General features: G+C 71.4%; 20 protein-coding genes and 3 pseudogenes. 4 read left to right on the top strand and 19 right to left on the bottom strand.

Translation table 11 applies throughout. From position 1 onward, the window contains the following. Nucleotides 1–40: 40 nt before the first annotated feature. Entirely contained in the window at nucleotides 41–703 is a 663-nt protein-coding gene (locus ACIQTP_RS28590; RefSeq protein WP_403404864.1) for a response regulator, read from the bottom strand. Nucleotides 704–718: 15 nt separating this feature from the next. Beyond that, nucleotides 719–1,216, bottom strand: a pseudogene (locus ACIQTP_RS28585) (sensor histidine kinase); the annotation flags it as partial. A gap of 2 nt (nucleotides 1,217–1,218) precedes the next feature. Between ACIQTP_RS28585 and ACIQTP_RS28580 the strand changes: the two are divergent. Then, a pseudogene (locus ACIQTP_RS28580) lies at nucleotides 1,219–1,383 on the top strand (ABC transporter permease); the annotation flags it as partial. Between the two features lie 41 nt (nucleotides 1,384–1,424). Further along, nucleotides 1,425–1,868, top strand: coding sequence for a hypothetical protein (locus ACIQTP_RS28575; protein ID WP_403404861.1), 444 nt, complete (start codon nucleotides 1,425–1,427; stop codon nucleotides 1,866–1,868). A 9-nt stretch (nucleotides 1,869–1,877) separates the two neighbouring features. Here the strand turns inward: ACIQTP_RS28575 and mug are convergent, their stop codons facing one another. The 14 genes from mug to ACIQTP_RS28505 all read right to left on the bottom strand — a co-directional run bounded on the left by mug (nucleotide 1,878) and on the right by ACIQTP_RS28505 (nucleotide 16,885). Further along, nucleotides 1,878–2,426 (bottom strand): G/U mismatch-specific DNA glycosylase, encoded by a 549-nt coding sequence (gene mug / locus ACIQTP_RS28570; RefSeq protein ID WP_403405161.1) that lies wholly within the window; start codon nucleotides 2,424–2,426, stop codon nucleotides 1,878–1,880. Then, nucleotides 2,423–3,865 (bottom strand): adenylosuccinate lyase, encoded by a 1,443-nt coding sequence (gene purB, locus ACIQTP_RS28565; protein WP_054229009.1) that lies wholly within the window; start codon nucleotides 3,863–3,865, stop codon nucleotides 2,423–2,425. Before purB ends, mug begins: the two co-directional genes overlap by 4 nt. 91 nt (nucleotides 3,866–3,956) lie before the next feature. Then, the gene (locus tag ACIQTP_RS28560; protein WP_403404859.1) at nucleotides 3,957–5,195 is read right to left on the bottom strand and encodes a cytochrome P450; all 1,239 of its coding nucleotides are present in this window, start codon (nucleotides 5,193–5,195) and stop codon (nucleotides 3,957–3,959) included. 24 nt (nucleotides 5,196–5,219) lie between these two features. Further along, a complete protein-coding gene (locus ACIQTP_RS28555; RefSeq protein WP_403404857.1) occupies nucleotides 5,220–6,614 on the bottom strand; it encodes an NAD(P)/FAD-dependent oxidoreductase in 1,395 nt (464 codons plus the stop codon). Beyond that, complete coding sequence (locus tag ACIQTP_RS28550; protein WP_385371026.1) at nucleotides 6,611–6,844, bottom strand: ferredoxin; 234 nt, start codon at nucleotides 6,842–6,844, stop codon at nucleotides 6,611–6,613. The genes ACIQTP_RS28555 and ACIQTP_RS28550 overlap by 4 nt, the downstream gene beginning before the upstream one ends. 65 nt (nucleotides 6,845–6,909) lie before the next feature. After that, nucleotides 6,910–7,524 carry a hypothetical protein gene (locus ACIQTP_RS28545; RefSeq protein WP_403404854.1) on the bottom strand — a complete coding sequence of 205 codons (615 nt, stop codon included), beginning with the start codon at nucleotides 7,522–7,524 and terminating at the stop codon, nucleotides 6,910–6,912. A 116-nt stretch (nucleotides 7,525–7,640) separates the two neighbouring features. Beyond that, nucleotides 7,641–7,979: a DUF4326 domain-containing protein gene (locus ACIQTP_RS28540; RefSeq protein ID WP_403404851.1), complete on the bottom strand. Its 339-nt coding sequence runs from the start codon at nucleotides 7,977–7,979 to the stop codon at nucleotides 7,641–7,643. Between the two features lie 487 nt (nucleotides 7,980–8,466). Beyond that, nucleotides 8,467–9,306 carry an SGNH/GDSL hydrolase family protein gene (locus ACIQTP_RS28535; protein ID WP_403404849.1) on the bottom strand — a complete coding sequence of 280 codons (840 nt, stop codon included), beginning with the start codon at nucleotides 9,304–9,306 and terminating at the stop codon, nucleotides 8,467–8,469. Between the two features lie 82 nt (nucleotides 9,307–9,388). Then, nucleotides 9,389–10,402: a hemolysin family protein gene (locus ACIQTP_RS28530; RefSeq protein WP_403404846.1), complete on the bottom strand. Its 1,014-nt coding sequence runs from the start codon at nucleotides 10,400–10,402 to the stop codon at nucleotides 9,389–9,391. Further along, nucleotides 10,399–11,742, bottom strand: a complete 1,344-nt coding sequence (locus ACIQTP_RS28525) for a hemolysin family protein (RefSeq protein ID WP_403404843.1) — start codon at nucleotides 11,740–11,742, stop codon at nucleotides 10,399–10,401. The genes ACIQTP_RS28530 and ACIQTP_RS28525 overlap by 4 nt, the downstream gene beginning before the upstream one ends. Before the next feature lie 163 nt (nucleotides 11,743–11,905). Further along, nucleotides 11,906–12,331 carry a GNAT family N-acetyltransferase gene (locus tag ACIQTP_RS28520; protein ID WP_403404840.1) on the bottom strand — a complete coding sequence of 142 codons (426 nt, stop codon included), beginning with the start codon at nucleotides 12,329–12,331 and terminating at the stop codon, nucleotides 11,906–11,908. A gap of 57 nt (nucleotides 12,332–12,388) precedes the next feature. After that, complete coding sequence (locus tag ACIQTP_RS28515) at nucleotides 12,389–13,324, bottom strand: LLM class F420-dependent oxidoreductase (protein ID WP_403404837.1); 936 nt, start codon at nucleotides 13,322–13,324, stop codon at nucleotides 12,389–12,391. 89 nt (nucleotides 13,325–13,413) lie between these two features. After that, a complete protein-coding gene (locus tag ACIQTP_RS28510; RefSeq protein ID WP_403404834.1) occupies nucleotides 13,414–15,978 on the bottom strand; it encodes an ABC transporter permease in 2,565 nt (854 codons plus the stop codon). A gap of 10 nt (nucleotides 15,979–15,988) precedes the next feature. Then, nucleotides 15,989–16,885 carry an ABC transporter ATP-binding protein gene (locus tag ACIQTP_RS28505; RefSeq protein WP_403404831.1) on the bottom strand — a complete coding sequence of 299 codons (897 nt, stop codon included), beginning with the start codon at nucleotides 16,883–16,885 and terminating at the stop codon, nucleotides 15,989–15,991. Between the two features lie 147 nt (nucleotides 16,886–17,032). On the opposite strand from ACIQTP_RS28505, the gene ACIQTP_RS28500 reads away from it, so the two are divergent. Together ACIQTP_RS28500 and ACIQTP_RS28495 are read left to right on the top strand one after the other, a co-directional pair. After that, entirely contained in the window at nucleotides 17,033–17,296 is a 264-nt protein-coding gene (locus tag ACIQTP_RS28500) for a toxin-antitoxin system HicB family antitoxin (RefSeq protein WP_402049293.1), read from the top strand. Nucleotides 17,297–17,300: 4 nt separating this feature from the next. Further along, the gene (locus ACIQTP_RS28495) at nucleotides 17,301–17,675 is read left to right on the top strand and encodes a fic family toxin-antitoxin system, toxin component (RefSeq protein WP_403404828.1); all 375 of its coding nucleotides are present in this window, start codon (nucleotides 17,301–17,303) and stop codon (nucleotides 17,673–17,675) included. On the opposite strand, the gene ACIQTP_RS28490 is transcribed toward ACIQTP_RS28495, so the two are convergent. From ACIQTP_RS28490 to bioD, 3 genes and pseudogenes are all read right to left on the bottom strand, one after another. After that, entirely contained in the window at nucleotides 17,676–18,362 is a 687-nt protein-coding gene (locus ACIQTP_RS28490; RefSeq protein WP_403404825.1) for a class I SAM-dependent methyltransferase, read from the bottom strand. Nucleotides 18,363–18,468: 106 nt separating this feature from the next. Next, nucleotides 18,469–18,738, bottom strand: a pseudogene (locus tag ACIQTP_RS28485) (lipase); the annotation flags it as partial. A 110-nt stretch (nucleotides 18,739–18,848) separates the two neighbouring features. Continuing rightward, entirely contained in the window at nucleotides 18,849–19,565 is a 717-nt protein-coding gene (gene bioD, locus ACIQTP_RS28480; protein ID WP_403404822.1) for a dethiobiotin synthase, read from the bottom strand.

Here is a 19,565-nt window from a genome sequence, read left to right as displayed (position 1 = left end):
GCTACCGACCGGTCGGATCGGCCACCGGCGGACCGCCGCTTCAGCCCGGGGCCACGAACCCCGACTCGTACGCCGCGATGACCGCCTGCGTACGGTCCCGGGCCCCCAGCTTCCCCAGTACGGCGCTGACGTGCGACTTGACCGTCTCGGTTCCGACGATCAGCCGCCCGGCGATCTCCGCGTTCGACAGCCCCCGGGCCATCAGCCGCAGCACCTCCGCCTCCCGCTCGGTCAGCGCGGCCCGCTCCATGGCCGCCCGCGCCGCCGGATTCCCGCTGTCGCCCCCGTACTCGGCCGCCAACTGCCGCAGGGACGCCGGGAACAGCAGCGACTCGCCCTCCGCGACGAGCCGCACGGCGTGCACGATCTCGGCGGGCCTGGCCCGTTTCAGCAGAAAGCCGTCGGCACCCGCGCGCAGCGCCTCGTAGACGTACTCGTCGTTCTCGAACGTGGTCACGACGAGGATCTTCGGGGGATCGCTCACGGTCCGCAGGACCGCGCGCGTGGCCTCGATGCCGTCCATGAGCGGCATGCGGACGTCCATGGCTACGACGTCCGGCCGCAGCTGCCGCACGAGCGGGATCACCGCGGCGCCGTCGGCCGCCTCTCCGACGACCTCGATGTCGGGCTGTGCCGCCAGGACGGCCCGCAGACCCGCGCGGACGAGCGGTTCGTCGTCGACCAGGAGAACGGTGACCGGCATCCGGCCAGGCGTAGATCAGCGCAACGGCAGCTCGACCCGTACCTGCCAGTCACCCCCGTCCGGCCCGGTCCGTGCCCGCCCGCCGAGCAGCGCCGCCCGCTCCCGTATGCCCCGCAGGCCACTGCCGCGGCCCGGCCCCGCTGTCCTGGCCGCCAGCGGATTGCGGACCTCCAGGCCCAGAGTGCCGTCGTCGACCGCGATACGGACCCGCACCGGCACGCTCCCCGCGTGCCGCAGCACGTTGGTCAGGGACTCCTGGAGGATGCGATAGCCCTCGCGGGAGACCGGTCCCGGCACGGTCTTCAACGCACCCGTCACCTCGGCGTCGACCTTGGCACCCGAGCCGCGCGCCGACTCCAGGAGCCGGTCCGCCTCGCTCAGCGTGGGCCGGCCGCTCGCGGGACGCCCCGCCTCGCGCAGCACGCCGAGGACGCGCTCCAGGTCCTCCAGGGCGGCCCGGCCGGTGTCCTCGATGGCGAGCAGCGCCCGGTTGGTGAACGCGGGGTCGCCGGCCGTCGGGCGGCGTGGCCGACTTCCTGCCGGACCGGGCGGGCCAAGTGGTGCTCCACGAGACGTGGGACGGCGCCCTCGGCCCCTGGACCGGCCTCACGGTGACCGCGGCCTGGACGGCGGCGGCCCTCGCGGCGGGCGCGTGGAGCGTACGGCGCAGGGACGCCTGACGGCACGCCAATTGTCAGTGGCAGCCGCTTTACTGGACATCATGACCAGCGCGCGACACCTCGACACGATCCTGCGGCTGTGCTCCGAGGACTTCCCCCTTGAGCACGGCCGTTCGGACGTCGGCGACGCGGGACCCGGCTACCACATCGCCGAGTTAGCGACGAGCGAGGAATTCTGGGAGGACGACGGCACGGCACGGGAGGAGACGGCGGAGCAGTACGAGGCCGACCGGGACGGTCTTTCGGTGCTGCTCACCCACCGCTGGGGACCTCCTCAGGTCTTCAGCCTGTCGAGCGTGCTCGACCGGACGGTGGACGGGGAGGACATACCCGAGCCTTGGGGCATCGTGAGCGGGCATGTGCCCGATGTGCACCTCTGGAAGGCGACCGGGCACGACCGCTGGGTCGCCCTCGGTGTCTCGCAGTGGGACAAGGAGTGGCCGTTCCAGCTCCTGGCCGTGATCACCGAGATCGACCCACCGTGACCTGATCCGCTACCCCTCGGCCGCGGCCACCCGCAGCCGTGCGAACTCCTCCGCCATCGTCGCCGCCGTCCAATGCGCGTTGAGCCCACTGGGGTTGGGCAGCACCCAGACCCGGGTGTCCCCGATCGTCCGCTCCTGCGGACCGATGACGGCCTTCCGGTCTTCGAAGGCCGCCCGGTAGGCGGTCACGCCCACCACCGCCAGCCACCCCGGCCGCAGTCGCTCCACCTTGGCGCTCAGCAGCCGTCCGCCCTCGCGGTACTCCGCCGCGGACAGCTCGTCCGCCCGGGCGGTCGCGCGCGCCACCACGTTGGTGATGCCGAGCCCGTGCGACGGCAACTCGCCCTGCTCCGAGGGCCTCATCAGCCGGGGCGTGAACCCCGACAGATGCAGCACGGGCCAGAACCGGTTGCCGGGGCGGGCGAAGTGATGGCCCGTCGCGGCGGTCATCAACCCCGGATTGATGCCGCAGAAAAGCACCTTGAGGCCGTCCCCGACGACATCCGGCACCAGCCGGTCGCGGGCGGCCTCAAGGTCCGCGGGAGTGAGCCGCGTCAGAGGATCGCCCCCGGCGTGTAGCCCGCGGCCTCCGGGTGCTGCTTCACGATCTCCTCGATGCGGCCGACGACGGCGGCGACCTGGTCGGCAGCGGCACCGGTGAACGACAGCTTGTCGGCCATCAGCTCGTCCAGCTGCGCGCGGTCGAGCGGAATGCGCTCGTCGGCGGCGAGCTTGTCGAGGAGTTCGTTGCGCTCGGCGCCCTGTTCGCGCATGGCGAGCGCGGAGGCGACGGCGTTCTCCTTGATCGCCTCGTGCGCGACCTCACGGCCGACGCCCGCGCGCACCGCGCCCATCAGGACCTTGGTCGTCGCGAGGAACGGCAGGTAGCGGTCCAGCTCGCGCGCGACGACGGCCGGGAAGGCGCCGAACTCGTCGAGGACGGTGAGGAAGGTCTCCAGCAGACCGTCCAGCGCGAAGAACGCGTCGGGCAGCGCGACCCGGCGGACCACCGAGCAGGACACGTCGCCCTCGTTCCACTGGTCGCCCGCCAGCTCGCCGGTCATCGAGGCGTAGCCGCGCAGGATGACCATGAGGCCGTTGACACGCTCGCAGGAGCGGGTGTTCATCTTGTGCGGCATCGCCGAGGAGCCGACCTGGCCCGGCTTGAAGCCCTCGGTCACCAGCTCGTGCCCGGCCATCAACCGGATCGTCTTGGCCGTCGAGGACGGCGCGGCAGCCAGTTGCACCAGCGCGGTCACGACCTCGTAGTCCAGCGAGCGCGGGTAGACCTGGCCGACGGAGGTGAAGGCCTGCGAGAAGCCGAGGTGCCCGGCGATCCGCTGCTCCAGCTCGGCGAGCTTCGCCGCGTCCCCGCCCAGCAGGTCGAGCATGTCCTGAGCCGTGCCGACCGGGCCCTTGATGCCCCGCAGCGGGTAGCGGCCGAGCAGCTCCTCGACGCGGCCGTACGCGACGAGCAGCTCGTCGGCCGCGGTCGCGAAGCGCTTGCCGAGGGTGGTGGCCTGGGCGGCCACGTTGTGCGAGCGGCCGGCCATGACCAGCTCGGCGTACTCACCCGCCAGCTTGCCGAGCCGCGCCAGGACGGCCACCGTGCGGTCGCGCATCAGCTCGAGCGAGAGCCGGATCTGCAGCTGCTCGACGTTCTCGGTGAGGTCCCGGGACGTCATGCCCTTGTGCACGTGCTCATGCCCGGCGAGGTCGTTGAACTCCTCGATCCGCGCCTTCACGTCGTGCCGCGTGACCTTCTCGCGCTCGGCGATCGAGGCCAGGTCGACCTGGTCGAGGACGCGCTCGTAGTCGGCGATCGCTGCGTCCGGGACCTCGATCCCGAGGTCCTTCTGCGCCCGCAGCACGGCGAGCCAGAGCTGACGCTCCAGCTTCACCTTCTGCTCGGGGGACCAGAGCGTGGCGAGCTCGGCGGAGGCGTAGCGTCCGGCGAGGACGTTGGGGATACGGGGCTTTGCAGGCGCGGCAGTCACGTGGACGGAGTTTACCCGCCGTCCGGAGCGGCTCCGGAACGTCCGCACGCTCCGGAGCCCAGGTCAGCGGTGGTGGCCCTGTCAGATGTTTCTAGGAGCGGATGCCGTCGCAGGCGATCGGCAGATGGCGCGGGCCGCGCAGGACCGCGTTCTGCCGGTAGGGCGGCGGGTCCTCCAGCAGCCGGGGGTTCTCCAGTCTGCGGGCCAGCTCGCTCAGCGCGAGCTGTGCCTCCAGGCGGGCGAGCGGGGCGCCGAAGCAGCTGTGGATGCCGCTGCCGAAGCCGAGGTGCTGGATGTCCCCGCGGTCCGGGTTGAACAGGTCCGGATCCTCGAAGCGGTCGGGGTCGCGGTTCCCCGCCGCCAGCACCAGCCACAGCGACGCGCCCTTGGGAATGGTGACCCCGCGGACCTCGATGTCGGTGACGGTGGTGCGTTGCGGCACCAGCTGCACCGGCGGCTCGAACCGCAGCAGTTCCTCGACGACGGGGACGGCCAGCTTCGGGTCCTTGCGCAACCGCTCGAGCACGTCGGGGTTGCGCAGCAGGGTCAGCATGCCGTTGGTGATCAGGTTGACCGTCGTCTCGTGGCCGGCGATCAGCAGGAGCGCCGCGGTGCTCAGGACCTCCATCGTCGTCATGACACCGTCCGCCCCTCCCGCCGTGGACAGCTGGGACAGCATGTCGTCACCGGGCTTCTTGCGGCGTTCCTCGATGAGCCCGGCCAGATACATGCCCAGCTCGGTGCGTGCGTTGTGGGAGACCTTGGCGCGCTCGTCGGCGTCGGCACCCGGGTCGGGGTCCAGGCCGGCGGCGATCGTGTCGGCCCAGGAGTGGAAGCGCGCCTCGTCCTCGCGCGGCACTCCCAGCAGCCGGCAGATCACGGTCACGGGGAAGGGATAGGAGAACTGGTCGACCAGATCGATCCGGTCCGGGTTGTCGATGCCGTCGATGAGCCCGGAGACGATGTCCTTCAGCTCGCCGTGCATATCGTGGACACGCCGCGGGGAGTGCGGCGGCCCGAACGGCCGGTTCGTCATGCGCCGCAGCCGGTCGTGCTCCGGCGGGTCCAGCCGCAGGAAGCTCGGCGGAAGGGCCGTCTCCTCATCCGCTTCGGCGGCCAGCGGGCCGCCGCCCGCCGGCGCCCTCAGATTGCGGGCGTCGGAACTGATGCGCGGATCGTGGAGCAGGCTCTGGATGTCGTAGTACCTGCTGACGACGAACGGTCCGTCCGCGTCGTGGTACACCGGCGTCTTGCGCAACTCCTCGTACAGCGGATACGGATTGGCGCGGTGGGCGTAGTCGATGATCTGCCGCAGGATGGCTTCGGTCATGGGTGCGTCCTAGGGAGCGTCGGATCAGTGCCGAGCGGGGGTGAACGTCAGCCGTCGGTCGTCCGGCGCGTATCCGCTGAGGGTGACGGTCGGGCCGTGGGTGGGCACGGACGGGTCGGGGAAGTCGGCGGGCATCGGCTGCTGCCCCTCGGGGCGGCGGTCCACCGTGGGGAAGGCCGGTGGGAACGGCGCCGTGGTCTCGATGAGCTGCTGGTAGAACTGCAGCCACTTCGTCTGGTCGAAGGTGACGGCGCCGATGACGCGCCCCTGGTACCCGTAGACGCCGGTGAACCGGTGTTCGCTGCGGGAGCCCTGGGCGATGAGGATCTCCGTCCCCATCGACGGCACCCCGACGGACTTGATGTTCACGCCGAACTGGGAGGACCAGAAGGCGGGCACCCAGATGTGGGGGCGGCGGTCCGCGCTGTCGCTCAGCATGTTGTGCGCGGCGGTCTCGGCCTGGGCGACGGCGTTGCCCCAGTGCTCCAGGGACAGGAACTGGTAGCCGAACAGCGGGTGCGGGGACCGTGCGACGTCACCGGCCACATAGATGTCGTCGGTGACGATGCCCCGGATGTCGAAGGCCCGGCATCCGGCGTCACAGGCGATGCCCCGAAGACCCGCGCCGAGTCCGGACCCGGCGAGCCATTCGGTGTTGCGCTGGGCGCCGAGGGAGACGACCACCACGTCGGCCTGGACGGTGTCGCCGTCGGAGAAGTGCGCGGCGCGGACGTGTCCCGCGCAGTCGCCCTCCAGGCGGGTCACCATGACGCCGCAGCGCAGGTCGACGCCGTGTTTGCGGTGCAGTTCGGCCGCGACCTCGCCGACGACTCCGCCGAGCGCTCCGACCAGCGGCGCGTCGGCCCGCTCGGCCACGGTGACCGCGATACCGCGTTCCCGGCAGGCGGAGGCGATCTCGGAGCCGGTGAACCCGGCGCCGATGACGAGCACGCGGCGGGGGCCCTGCGCGAGCGAGCGCTCCAGCGCGTCGGCGTCGTCGCGGGTCCGCAGCACGAACACCCCGTCGAGCTCCGCCTCCTCCTCCTGGGGCCAGGGCCTGGCCCGTACACCGGTGGCGATGAGCAGCCGGTCGTACTCCACCTCGTCGCCGTCGGCCAGCCGTACCCGCCGGGCCGCCATGTCGAGGCCGGTGGCCGGAACCCCGAGGCGCCACTGCGCGTCGATGGCGCGGTGCCGGGGGAGGCCGGTGCGGTCCGCCGTCGCCCTGCCCAGCAGGACCTGCTTGGACAACGGCGGTCGGTCGTACGGCTCGTAGGGCTCGTCCCCGATCATCGTGAGGGAACCGGCGAACCCCTTCTCCCGCAAGGTCTCCGCGGCCCGAAGTCCCGCCAGTGAGGCGCCGACGACGACGATGCGACCTTCACGCTTGAGCCGGTCCAGCGATCCGTCGGCGCTCACCGGACGGCCTCCCGGTCGGTTCCGGGGTTACCGTCCAGGGAGTTCGCTTCCACCATGATGGCCTGGACGGGACACGCGGCCACGGCACGCGCCATGTCCTCGCGCCGGTCCTCCTCGGCCTCGGGGTTGTAGAGCAGGGACTCGTCCCCGTGCATGGCGAAAACATCGGGAGCCAGGAACGCGCACTGCGCGTACCCCTGGCAGCGGTTGAGATCGACGACAAGCCTCACCGAGGATCAGCCTTTCCGTGACCCGTTCTCGTCCCCCTTTTTTCACAGCATGCGCGAGAGGGTGCTCAGCCGCTCGCCGGAGTGCGCAGGCCGGCACGGAGGATGTGGAGGCTGACGACCAGCGCCCAGGCCGGGAAGACCAGCTCCGACCAGGGCAGAGAGGATCCCGCGACGAGCAGGACAAGCCCCGCGAGATAGCCGACGACGGCGAGTGGACGGGGGAGGACACCGACACGGTGACCGATGGTCGAGGTCGTGAAGACGAACACGGCGGCCATACGGAGCGCGTACGTCGTCATCAGCGTGTAGGCGAAGTGGCGGCCGAAGCTGGAGGGTTGGCTCAGCACACTGCCCGCCGCGGCGCCGGCTCCGAACATGGTGGCCACGAAGACCAGTCCGCTGCCCATGAAGACGGTGGCGATGAATCTGTCCTCGGCATCGCCGACCCGAGCGCGCACGGCGCCCATGAACCACAGGAAGAAGATCCCCGCGAACGGGAGGATCTCCAAAGCCGTACGCACCGCCCACCGGTGGTTCGGCGCGACGGTCGCGTCGGCGGCGTTCCCCGCCGGGATCGCGATCCGCACCAGCACGATCGCCGCCCCCAGCAGGAGGGCGAACACCGTCCCAGCCAGCCCGGCGGCGCGCGGCGTCCGCAGCCGTTCTTCCTTCGGCTTCATCGGCGCTCGCTCTCTTCCCGAAGCCCCGTTCCCCTCTCGGTCCAGCAAGCAGGCACCGGTGCGCCCACGCCACCGGGGGCGCCCGTGGGGGTGACGCGCCCGAGGCGTCGGCGACGCTACGAGGCGTCGGCCAGCTCCGCCAGGATGTCGCCGTGGCACAGCTCGGGTGCGCACCAGCAGGCCAGCGTCCTGCCACGCAGGGCGGGCACCTGGTCGAGGAGGTCGGGGCGTTCGAGGAGATACGCCCGGTACTTCTCCATGATCTCGGCGCGGGTGCCGTCGCGCTTCTTGGTGGGGGTGTCGTAGGCGAAGGGGTTGTAGAGCGGGTGCTGCGGGAGGTCCCAGTGGCCCATGGTCCAGCGGCGGCCGATGTAGAGGAGGTCCGCGGGAGCGTGTTCGAGCCGGGGGCCGAACTCGTGGAGATGACCCTTGAGGTTGATCACGGTGGTGGGCATGGGATTCCTCCTCAAGGGATCCGGCCGGCGAAAACCGAACGGCCCGCCGGGCGAACCGGGGGGGCGGTCACGGTGTTTCGGATCAGGAGTCGGATTCCAGAGTAAGGAGACCCCGTCCTCGGACCTGTGCGAGTCGCCCTTGATACGGATGCTGAGGGACTTCGCGTCCCGCTGGGCCTCAGCGGCCGGAGGTGGCCTCCCTCCTCCCACCCGCGTTCGTGTGAGTCGTGCGTTGTCACCGCCGGATGCCACGATGACCTGTCACGCATTGAGGGGGCGGCATTGCCATGAGATGCGACGTGGGGCCCGCGGCCGTCACTGGGAGGGCAGCCGCCGTGCGAGAAACCCTGCATTTCGGTCCGATCGGGGGGCGTGGAGCGGGAGGCTTCGACGCCGGCCGCGGATCGGCGAGCAACAGCGGGCGATGGCGGGGAGGCAGGCGGCGGCCCGCGTTTCATCCTGCGTGGCAGCCGGGCGGGGCTCCGGGTCAGGGCTCCATACGTCGCCAGTCCGTCACAGGGCCGGGGTTTGTGTGGTCCGCAGGGGTGACCCAGAAGGCTTTGCCCAGCTCAGCGCTGAACTGGGCGCCTGTCCGCCCGTCACCCGATGAGCGTCCCGTCAGCCGTCGTCCTATCCACGGCAGCAGGTGCTGCCTGGCGAAGCTGGCGTCGGCGGCGCGGCGCGCGATCCAGCCGGGCGGCGCCGTCGGCGGCATCGGCGTACGCCACTCCTTGTCCTCGGGCTCGTACCCGAGCGTCTGCCAGACGGCCTCCGCGACCCGGCGGTGCCCCTCGGCCGTCAGATGCAGCCGGTCCACGTCCCACATCCGGGGGTCGGCGAGCGAGGGCGCCCCGTAGAGGTCGACCACCAGCGCGCCGTGCCGGTCCGCGAGCTCGTCGACGACGGAGAAGAGCTCCTCCATACGCGGCCGGAACCGTTCGAGCACCGGACCGTTGCGGCCCGGGCTGCGCATCAGGACGAGCCGCTCGCAGGCGGGGGCGAGCCGCTCCACGGCCTCCTCCAGGAGACCGCGGACACGTCCCATGTCGACCTTGGGGCGCAGGGTGTCGTTGAGTCCGCCGACGAGGGTGATCACGTCGGGCCGCATCGCGACCGCCACGTCCACCTGCTCCTCGACGATCTGACTGATCAGCTTGCCGCGCACCGCGAGGTTGGCGTACCGGAAACCGGGCGTCCGCGTGGCCATCCGGTCGGCGAGGAGATCGGCCCAGCCGCGGTAGGAGCCGTCGGGCAGCCGGTCCGACATGCCCTCGGTGAAGGAGTCGCCGAGCGCGACAAGACTGGTGTAGGTGGCATTCGTCTGCATGGCGGACAAGATGCTAACCCGCGCACATACTCGCCGGTCGGTCGGGTCGCCACCGGGGACGGCTGGGACGGCCAGGCCGCGCTCACACCGTCTGCCCGAACAGCTCCCTCAGCACGTCCTCCATCGTCACCAGCCCCGTCATCCGTCCGTCGCTGCCCATGACGGCCGCGAGGTGCGTACGGCTTCGGCGCATCGCCGTGAGTACGTCGTCGAGCGGGGTGCTCTCCCGTACCCGTGCGATGGGCCGCATGTCCTCCACCCGGAACGGCACATCGCGCAGCATCGCGTCCAGCGCGTCCTTGACGTGCAGATAGCCCACGATGCGGCGCCCCTGGTCCACGACCGGGAAGCGCGAGAAGCCGGACTCGGCGGACAGCCGCTCCAGCTCCTCCGGAGTGACGCCCACGCGCGCGTAGACGACACGTTCCAGCGGCAGCACCACGTCCCGTACGGGCCGGCGGCCGAGCTCCAGCGCGTCGTGCAGCCGCTCCAGAGCGCGGTCGTCGATGAGCCCCGCCTCGCCGGAGTCCTTGACCAGTCTGGCCAGCTCGTCGTCGGAGAAGGTGGCGACGACCTCGTCCTTCGTCTCGACCCGCAGCAGCTTCAGCAGGGCGTTCGCGAAGGCGTTGACCGTGAAGATCACCGGGCGCAGCGCCCGGGAGAGCGCCACCAGCGGCGGTCCGAGCAGCAGCGCGGTGCGCACCGGCTCCGCGAGCGCGATGTTCTTCGGCACCATTTCGCCGAGCAGCATGTGCAGATAGGTCGCCAGGGCGAGCGCGATCACGAACGAGATCGCGTGGCCCGCGCCCTGCGAGACGCCCATCGCGTGGAACACCGGTTCCAGCAGGTGCGCGATCGCGGGCTCGGCCACGATGCCGAGGACCAGCGTGCACAGGGTGATGCCCAGTTGCGCGGCCGCCAGCAGCGCGGACACGTGCTCCAGGCCCCACAGGACGCCGCGTGCGCGCCGGTCGCCCTCCTCGGCACGCGGTTCGATCTGGCTGCGGCGCACCGAGATCAGCGCGAACTCGCCGCCCACGAAGAAGGCGTTCACGACCAGTGTCGCCAGCCCGATCAGCAGTTGTACGACGGTCATCGCGCCTCCCGCTCCTCGTCGCAGCGCTGCTCCCCTTCGCGCGGCGCGTGCAGCAGCACCCGCGCGGCCCGGCGCCCGGAGGCGTCCACCACGTCGAGCCGCCACCCGGCGACCTCGACGGAGTCCCCGACGGCGGGGATGCGGCCGAGCCCGGTCGCGAGGAAACCGGCCAGGGTCTCGTAGGGCCCTTCGGGCACCCGCAGCCCGACGCGGGCCAGCTGGTCGGTGCGGGCGGACCCGTCGGCCGAGTACAGCGCCCGCCCCTCCTCGTCCGTGCCGGCCGGGGCCAGGTCGGGCGTCTCGTGCGGGTCGTGCTCGTCGCGGACCTCGCCGACGACCTCCTCGACGATGTCCTCCAGGGTGGCGACGCCAGCCGTGCCGCCGTACTCGTCGATGACGACGGCCATGGTCCGTCCGCCGGACAGCCGGTCGAGCAGCCGGTCGACGGTGAGTGACTCCGGTACGAACAGGGGTTCGCGGATGATCTGGGAGACGGGGGTGCGGGGCCGCGACTCGGCGGGTACCGCCACCACGTCCTTGATGTGTGCCACGCCCACGACCGAGTCGAGGCTGCCTCGGTAGACGGGGAAGCGGGACAGACCCGTCGCCAGTGTCGCGTTCGCCACGTCCTCGCAGGTCGCCTGGAGGTCCAGCGCGATGACCTGGACGCGCGGGGTCATCACGTTCTCCGCGGTCAGGTCGGCGAGGTTCAGGGTGCGCACGAACAGCTCGGCGGTGTCCGCCTCCAGGGCGCCCTCCTTGGCGGAGTGCCGGGCCAGGGCGACCAGTTCCTGGGGTCCGCGCGCGGAGGCCAGCTCCTCGGCCGGTTCGAGGCCGAAGACACGTACGACACGGTTGGCCGTGTTGTTGAGATGCGTGATGAACGGGCGGAACGCGGCGCTGAACCAGCGCTGCGGCGTCGCCACCCGCTTGGCCACGGCGAGCGGCGAGGAGATTGCCCAGTTCTTGGGGACCAGCTCGCCGACGACCATCAGGAAGACCGTCGACAGGGCCGTACCGATGACCAGTGCCACCGAGCGGGACGCGGAGGGCGTGACGCCGAGCGACTCCAGCGGACCCGCGATCAGCTTGGCGATCGACGACTCGGAGAGCATGCCGACGACAAGGTTGGTGACGGTGATGCCGAGCTGGGCGCCGGACAGCTGGAACGTCAGATTCCGTGCGGCCTTGAGGGCGCCCGACGCGCCGCGCTCGCCGCGCTCGACGGCACGCTCCAGCTCGCTGCGCTCGACCGTGGTCAGTGAGAACTCCGCCGCGACGAAGGCGCCACACGCCAGCGAGAGCAGCACCGCCACAAGGAGGAGGAGCACTTCGGTCATCGGGTCACCTCCGTCCCATGATCGGCCAGGGGCGGGGGGATCGCGCGATGTCGTCGGGTACGGGGAGGCTCGCCCATCGGCGGACGCTCACACCTTTCATGGGGGGACCGGGTGATCCCTCCATGGTAAAGGATCGGCAAAGTACCCTCTTGGGTGCTGGAGGCTAGTCGGTGAGCGGCTTCGCCCAGCGGCGCCACTGCTCCTGGGGCTCGTACCCGGCGGCCCGCCACGCATGCTGCCCGGTCTCGTTCCGCCGCAGCACCATCGCGTCCGAGCGCCGCCCCCCGAGCCGTACGAACCGCTCCTCGGCGGCGGCGAGCAGCGCGGAGCCGATCCCGCGGCGGCGCCGCCCGGGATGCACCGCGAGCCGGTACAGATGGCAGCGCCAGCCGTCGAAGCCCGCGATCACCGTGCCCACCAGCTCGCCGTCGTCCTCGGCCAGGATCAGCACCTCCGGATCGTGGGCGACCAGCAGCTCCACGCCGTCCCGGTCGTCACTGATACTCGTGCCCTCGGCCGCCACCTTCCAGAAAGCCAGCACGGTGTCGAGGTCCTCGGGCGCCGCGGCCCGAATCCGCAAGTCGGTCATGGCGCCGATCCCATCACGCGTTCCGTGGGGCGGCACCGAATTCCACGATCCGGACGGTCACTCGTCCCGCAGCGCCTCGACGACGGGGGCGAACGCCTCCATGTTCGGCTCCAGGACCGTCAGATACGAGAATCCGTACCGCTCCCGCTGCGCCCGCACCTGCGCGACGATCTGCTCCAGCGTTCCCACCAGCACGATCGGCAGCTCCAGCACCTGGTTCTCGGTCAGGTTCGGGATACGGGGCAGCCAGGGCCGGATCGCGGCGCCGCGGTCCCCGGCGACGGCGAGGACCTGGATCAGCAGATTGAGCTCGGCGGGCTCCTTGCGCCCCTCGGCCGCCTCCCGGTACAGAGCGACGCGTTCGTCCATTTCGGCGGCCGTGAGCGGCTCCAGCGTGCCGCCCGGGCTGGTGCGCGCCCCGGTGAACGCCGCGATGTCCGCGTGCTCGGCGGTGAGCCGCAGCATCCGGTCGCCGTTGGCGCCGATCAGCAGCGGCACGCGGGGCCGCTGCACCGTTCCCGGCTGGTGCTCCTCCGAACCGAGGAGGCGCTCCAACTCCTCCACGGTGCGCCGGAGATGGTCGACCCGCTCGCGCGGCGAGCCCCAGGGAAGGCCCGCCGTGTCGTGCTCCGCCCGGATGTAGCCGGTGCCGAGCCCGAGTTCGAGGCGGCCGCCCGTCAGCGTGTCCGTGGTGGCGACCTCGCGGGCCAGCAGCGTGGGATTCCAGAAGCCCGCGTTGAGCACGAAGGTGCCGAGGCGGGGCCGCTCGGTGACCTCCGCCGCGGCCACCAGCGAGGGGAAGGGCGCGGGCATGCCCAGGTGGTCGGGGACCAGGATCACGTCGTAGCCGAGTTCCTCGGCCCGCCGGCACTTGGCGCGCCACTCGTCGAGCGGCGCGGCATCGAGCAGGTTGACGCCGAAGCGGAAGGGACGGAAGGGAGGGAGGGGATGGAGAGGACGGGAGGGGCCGGAGGGTGGTAAGGGCCGCGACATGAACTCTCCTCACTCACAGGCGACTTGCGCTCGAAGGGTGAACGGGGCGGACGGGACGCGAGTACATCGGCGGACGGGGTGTGTGCGCATCATTCGTGCGCGATCGCCGCCAGGACGTTCATGCGCGAGGCACGCAACGCCGGCAGCAGCGCCGCCACTATGCCCACGACCGCCGAACCCACGACCACGGCGACGATGGTGGTCCAGGGGATGGCGAGCGACTTCATGCCCTGGAGTGCGAGGACCCGCTGCACACAGACGCCCCAGACCAGCCCGAGTGCGAGGCCGAGGACGGCGCCGAACACGGCGATCACCACCGATTCCAGCCTGATCATCCGGCGCAGTTGGCGCCGGGCGAGCCCGATGGCGCGCAGCAGTCCGATCTCACGGGTGCGTTCGACCACCGACAGGGCGAGGGTGTTGACCACGCCGAGCACCGCGATCACGATCGCGAGTCCGAGCAGCGCGTACACGAGGTAGAGCAGCACGGCGATCTGGTCGTGCACGAGTTTCTTGTAGTCGGCCTGGTCGCGGACCTGCACCTGCGGATAGGGCTTGAGCGTCCGCTCCAGCTGTGCGCGCAGCCGGTCGGGGTTCGTGCCGGAGGCCGCGTTCACGTACAGGGCCGAGTCCTGCCCGCCGGGCACGTACTTCTCGATCGTGCCGAAGCCGAAGAACAGCCCGCCCTGCATCCCGAACCCGCCGGAGCCGTCCTGGTCGGTGAGCGCCCCCACCGTCAGGTCGGTCTTCCGCCCGGCGGGGAACTCGACGGGGATCGCGCTGCCGACGCGCACGCCGTGCTCCCGCGCGAACTTCGCGTCCATCGCCAGGTGCCCGGCGCCGAGCGCCGCCGCCGTGCCCCCCTGGGTGTACGTGACGTGGGCGACGTCGTCGAGCCGCGGATCGTAGGCGGCCGCGGTCGTCTCGACCCGCTTGCCGTCCGGCAGCCGCACCGCGACCGGCGTGAACCGCTGGCGGACGACGAGCCCGGCACCCTGGGTGGCGCGCACCTTGTCCGTGATCTCTCTGGTGAACGGCACGAAGTTGCTGTTCTGGATCACGAAGTCGGAGCCCAGCGTCTTGTCGATCTGATGGTCGAAGGACTTGCTCATGGACGCGCTCGCCACGGACATCCCGCCGACCAGCGCGAGGCCCACCATGAGCGCGGCCGCCGTGGCGCCCGTGCGCCGCGGATTGCGCAGCGCGTTGCGCTGGCTCATCCGGCCGACCGGGCCGAACAGGGCGGGGAAGGCCCCGCCCAGGACCCGGATCACCGGCCGCACCAGGAGCGGACCCGCGATCACCGTCGCGATGAGGGTGAGCACGACACCGAGACCCAGCAGGGAGGCGGCCGTCGAGGTCTTCGACGCCGCGGCGCAGCCGGCCAGCGAGGCGCCGCCGGCCACGCCCACGACCGAGCCCACCAGGGCGCGCGTCCGCAGCGGCCGGCCCACCCCGGCGACCTCGGCGTCCGAGAGCGCCGCCATCGGGGAGACACCGGCCGCGCGCCGGGCGGGGAGATACGCCGCCACGAAGGTGACGCCGACCCCGACAACGTACGACGTGACGGGGGTCGGCCACCCGATCACCATCTCGGTGGACTTGAGGTTCATCCCGAACGCGCTCATGAGCCGGATCAGTCCGAGGGCGAGCCCGATCCCCGCGGCGAGTCCGAGCGTCGAGCCGACCAGACCGAGCAGCAGCGCCTCGGTGAGCACGGACCGCCGCACCTGCCGTCGGTCGGCGCCGAGCGCGCGCAACAGGCCCAGCTCGCGGGTGCGTTGGGCGATGAGCATCGAGAAGGTGTTGACGATCAGGAAGACGCCGACCAGCACGGCGATGCCGGCGAAGCCCAGCATCACGTACTTGATGACGTCCAGGAATCCGCCGAGCTGCGCGGCGGCGTCCTTGGCCTGCTCGTCGGCGGTCTTCACCTCGTAGGTCCCGGTGTCGACCTGCGCCGCGATCCGCTGCTTGAGCGGGGCGTCGGCGACCCCGGGCGCCGCGTCCACCGCGATGCTCGTGGCGGCGTCCGGGCTGCCGAGCAGGTTCGTCTGCGCGGTGGGGGTGTCGAGGAACAGCAGCGCGGCGCCGGGGTTGGTGGTGGTGAAGGTGGCGATGCCGACGATCTTCACCGGGAAGGTGCGCTCTGCCTGCACCGTCAGGGTGTCGCCGATCGCCACGTGCTTGTGCTTGGCGGTGTCCGCGTCGAGCAGCGCCTCGGCGGCGCCGTGCGGGGCGTGGCCGGAGGTCAGCTTCACCGGGCTGCGCTTGGTGTTCTGCCAGTTGGTGGCGATGGTCGGCGCGCCCGAGGTGGGTCCGATCGACTTGTTCTCGCGGTCGACGATGGTGAGGTTCTCGACGCTCACGTCGACATGGGTGGCCGCCACGCCGTCGACCTTCGCGAGCCGGTCCGCGAGCGAGGCGGGCAGCGTCGGCGTGGCGCCGGTAGACACCCGCGACTTGAGATCGTTCTTCGGCGACACGGTCACATCGGCCGCGGTGGAGGCGAAGAGCCGGTCGAACGTACGGGTGACCGTGTCCGAGAAGATCAGGCTGCCCGCCACGAACGCCACGGACAGCACGACGGCCAGCGCGGACAGGAGCAGCCGCCCCTTGTGGGCGAGGAAGCTCCGCAGAGTCGCCTTGAGCACGGCCGCCGCCTCAGTCCTTGTCGAAGGTGTCGAGAGTGTCGAGAGATGCGTCGAGAGATGCGTCGAGAGGTACGTCGTCGGAGTCGGCGGCCAGGACCACGTCCACGTCGTCGCAGGCGCCCCCGGCTGCCGGGCGGCCTCCGGAGAAGTGCCGCATGCGCTCCAGCACCGCCTCCGCCGTCGGCCGCTCCATCTCGTCCACGATCCGCCCGTCCCCGAGGAACAGCACCACATCGGAGTGGGCCGCCGCGCCCGGATCGTGCGTGACCATGACGACGGTCTGGCCGAGGTCGTCGACCGCCTCGCGCAGGAAGCCGAGGACCTCGAGCCCCGCACGGGAGTCGAGGTTGCCGGTCGGCTCGTCCGCGAAGATCAGCTCGGGTCGGGAGGCGAGCGCCCGGGCACAGGCGACGCGCTGCTGCTGGCCGCCGGACAGCTGCGCGGGCCGGTGCTTCAGCCGGTCCCGCAGCCCGAGCGTGTCGATGACCTGGTCCAGCCACTTCTGGTCGGGTTTCTGGCCCGCGATGTCCATCGGCAGCGTGATGTTCTCGGCCGCGTTCAGCGTGGGGATCAGATTGAAGGACTGGAACATGAACCCGATCCGGTCCCGGCGCAGCCGGGTCAGCTCACGGTCCTTGAGCCCCGTGATCTCGGTGTCGCCGAGCCACACCTGTCCGGCCGAGACGGTGTCGAGTCCCGCGAGGCAGTGCATCAGCGTCGACTTCCCGGAGCCCGAGGGGCCCATGACCGCGGTGAAGCGGCCGCGCGCGATGTCCACGTCGACCGAGTCGAGGGCGAGGACGGTGGTCTCGCCGGATCCGTACGCCTTCGTCAGGCCGCGGGCGCGGGCGGCGACCCCGTCGGCCTCCCGTCGTCCGACGGCGTGCTCCGCAGCAGGTGTGGACAAGGCCGCCTCCTCCGTGATGGACGTCCTGACTCCCCGGTCCCGGCCGAGCGTAGTGTGACCCCGCCCACAGCCGGTATCCCCCCGAGGTACCGGCTCCGGCGAGTCGCCCCCTTGCGGGTGCTAGCACTTCGGCGCTAGCTTCGAGGTATGGCGAAGACTCAGCTGAACGTGCGGGTGGACGAGGGCACGGCCCGGGCGGCCCGGGAGCGGGCCCTGGAGCGCGGCATGAGCGTGAACCGCTACATCGAAGAGCTCGTCAGACAGGACACCGGGGAAGTCGGTCACACCTTCGTCGACGCCGCCTCCGACTTCATGAAGCAGTACGCGAACGTCTTCGCCGAGGAGTTCGGCACGGACCGAGAGGGCTCACGGGACGCGATCCGGCACGGCTCGCGCGAAGGTCGTCGTTGATCCCTTGAGCAGTCTCAGAGTCGACCTCGCCTGGCTCCTCATGGTCGCCGAGCAGAAGACGCCCGGAGATCCCCAGGTCACCGACTGGGGAGCCCTCGTCGCCGCCGTCAGCCGGCACGAGGCGGAGATATTCGGCATTCCCGTCTACAACAGTCCGCACGCCCGCGCCGCCGCGCTGCTCCAGCTGCTGCTGCACGTCCCGGCCCTCGAGCGTTCCAACGCGATGTTCGCCTCGGCCGTCGCGTACGCCTATCTCGTCGCCAGCGGCCTCAAGGTCGTCACCTCGCCCGAGCAGGTGCGCGAACTCGCCCGCCTGGTGAAGGGCGGCGACGCGACCGTGCACGAGATCGCACAGGAGCTACGGCAGTGGAGTCTGTGACTACTCGGTGATCGCCGGGCGCCTCGCGCTGCCCAGCACGCAGTACGACGTGGGCAGCCGCGGTCCCTTCTCGGGCATCAACAGCTGCCGGTACGGGCCCAGTTCGAACCCGGCGTCACGCAGCGCGGCGATCGGGTCACGGGCCAGATGGCAGCCGCCGTTCAGCCGCGGCCACACCGTCCGGTCCAGCCCGCGCTGGGCGGACGCCATCACGCGCCCGCCGCCCTTGCCGTGCTCGAAGAACCACACCGTGCCACCGGGCCGCAGCACGCGCCGCACCTCACCGAGGGCCCGCGGCACATCGCGCACGCTGCACAGCACCAGCGAGAGCACCGCCCCGTCGAACGCCTCGCTCTTGACCGGCAGCGCCTCCGCCGCGCCCGGCACCACGTCCACGGGCACCTCGGAGCGCAGCGCGGCCTCCACGGCCAACTGCCGCAGCAGCCGCTCGGGTTCGATCGCGACCACCTCGGAGACGGCGCTCGGATAGTGCGCGAAGTTCAGTCCGTTGCCCGCGCCGATCTCGATGACCCGCCCCGAGAGTCCGGCGAGCAGCCGGTCGCGTACCGCGCCGATGCCCATCCTGGTCTCGGCCGCCACGCTGATACGGGCGTAGTAGCGGGCGAACAGCGGATGGTGCACGGCGTCCCGCGACACCTTGGCGGAGCCGGCTGACCTGAAGGGCATGGCGGACCTCCCGGGAGGACGGGGTCTTACCGGGATTGTCCCCCCAGAACGTCCGCCACACGCTCTACGACGCTCGACCTACGCCATACGCGGGTCCGTCCGCGCGTCAGGCGATGAAGTCGCGCACCTGCCGGTAGACGCCGTAGTCGTTGTTCATGTCGGTGTGCGAGACGCAGCCGGCCTCCACATTGGTGGCGCCGCTCAGGAGCGCGCTGGAGTCCGGGTTGATCAGCTCGTCGCAGTTCGACCAGTAACTGGCTTACGAGACACTGCCCGGCGTCTCGTCACCGGAGTTCAGCGCGGTCAGGAACGAACTGCCGCTGTACATCTCGGCGCACGAGGTGTAGAGCCACGTGCACCAGCTCGCGACCGTGGTTGTGGGGGAGGGGTGAGGGGGCTGTTCTTCAGCTGCGTGCCGGTGGGGGCGGAGCGCGCCCACACGGCGGAGCCGCACAGTGTCACCGCCCCGCGCCCCTTGCGGGGCGCTCAGACCCCCCGCGCCGCAATGAAGGCGTTCGCGTCCCAGGTGCCGCCCAGCCGAGAGGCCAGCCACCCCGGCGCCTCCGCACGGAAGTCGGCGACCGGATATGACCCGGCCCCCGCGGGCAGCGCTCCCAGCAGGGGAGCCTCGGCCACGAGCGGCAGGTCCGCGAGGTTGCAACGCGACGCCAGGTCGGGGGAGTCCGGCCAGCTGCCGATGACGATTCCCGCCAAGTCAAGGCCGCGGCGCCGGAGTTCACGAGCCGTCAGCTCGGTGGTGTTGAGGGTGCCGAGGCCCGCTGACGCCACCACCAGCACCGGCGCGTCCAGCAGGCTCGCCGCGTCCGCCAGCGTGCCGCCCTCGTCGTCGAAGCGGACGAGGAGACCGCCCGCGCCCTCGACCAGCACGAGGTCGTGCTCGGTGGCCAGTTTGGCAGCCGCCTCCGCCACCGCGTCCGGGCGCACCGGGGGCAGGGAGGACCGCCGTGCGGCCGTCGCGGGAGCCAGCGGCTCCGGATAGCGGGCGAGTTCGAGCGTGGTCACCGCGCCCGCGAGCCGGGCCACCTCGTCGGCGTCCCCGCGCTCGTCCGGGCGTACACCCGTCTGCGCCGGCTTGAGGACGGCCACGGAGCGTCCTGCCGCGACGGCCGCGGCGGCGACGGCGGCCGTCGTGACCGTCTTGCCGACCTCCGTGCCCGTCCCCGTGATCACCAGAACCGTCAT

It is taken from the genome of Streptomyces sp. NPDC090798, assembly GCF_044768965.1.
GTDB lineage: Bacteria > Actinomycetota > Actinomycetes > Streptomycetales > Streptomycetaceae > Streptomyces.
Note: the sequence above shows the minus strand (reverse complement) of the source record. Positions and strands in the feature narration are given on the sequence as shown.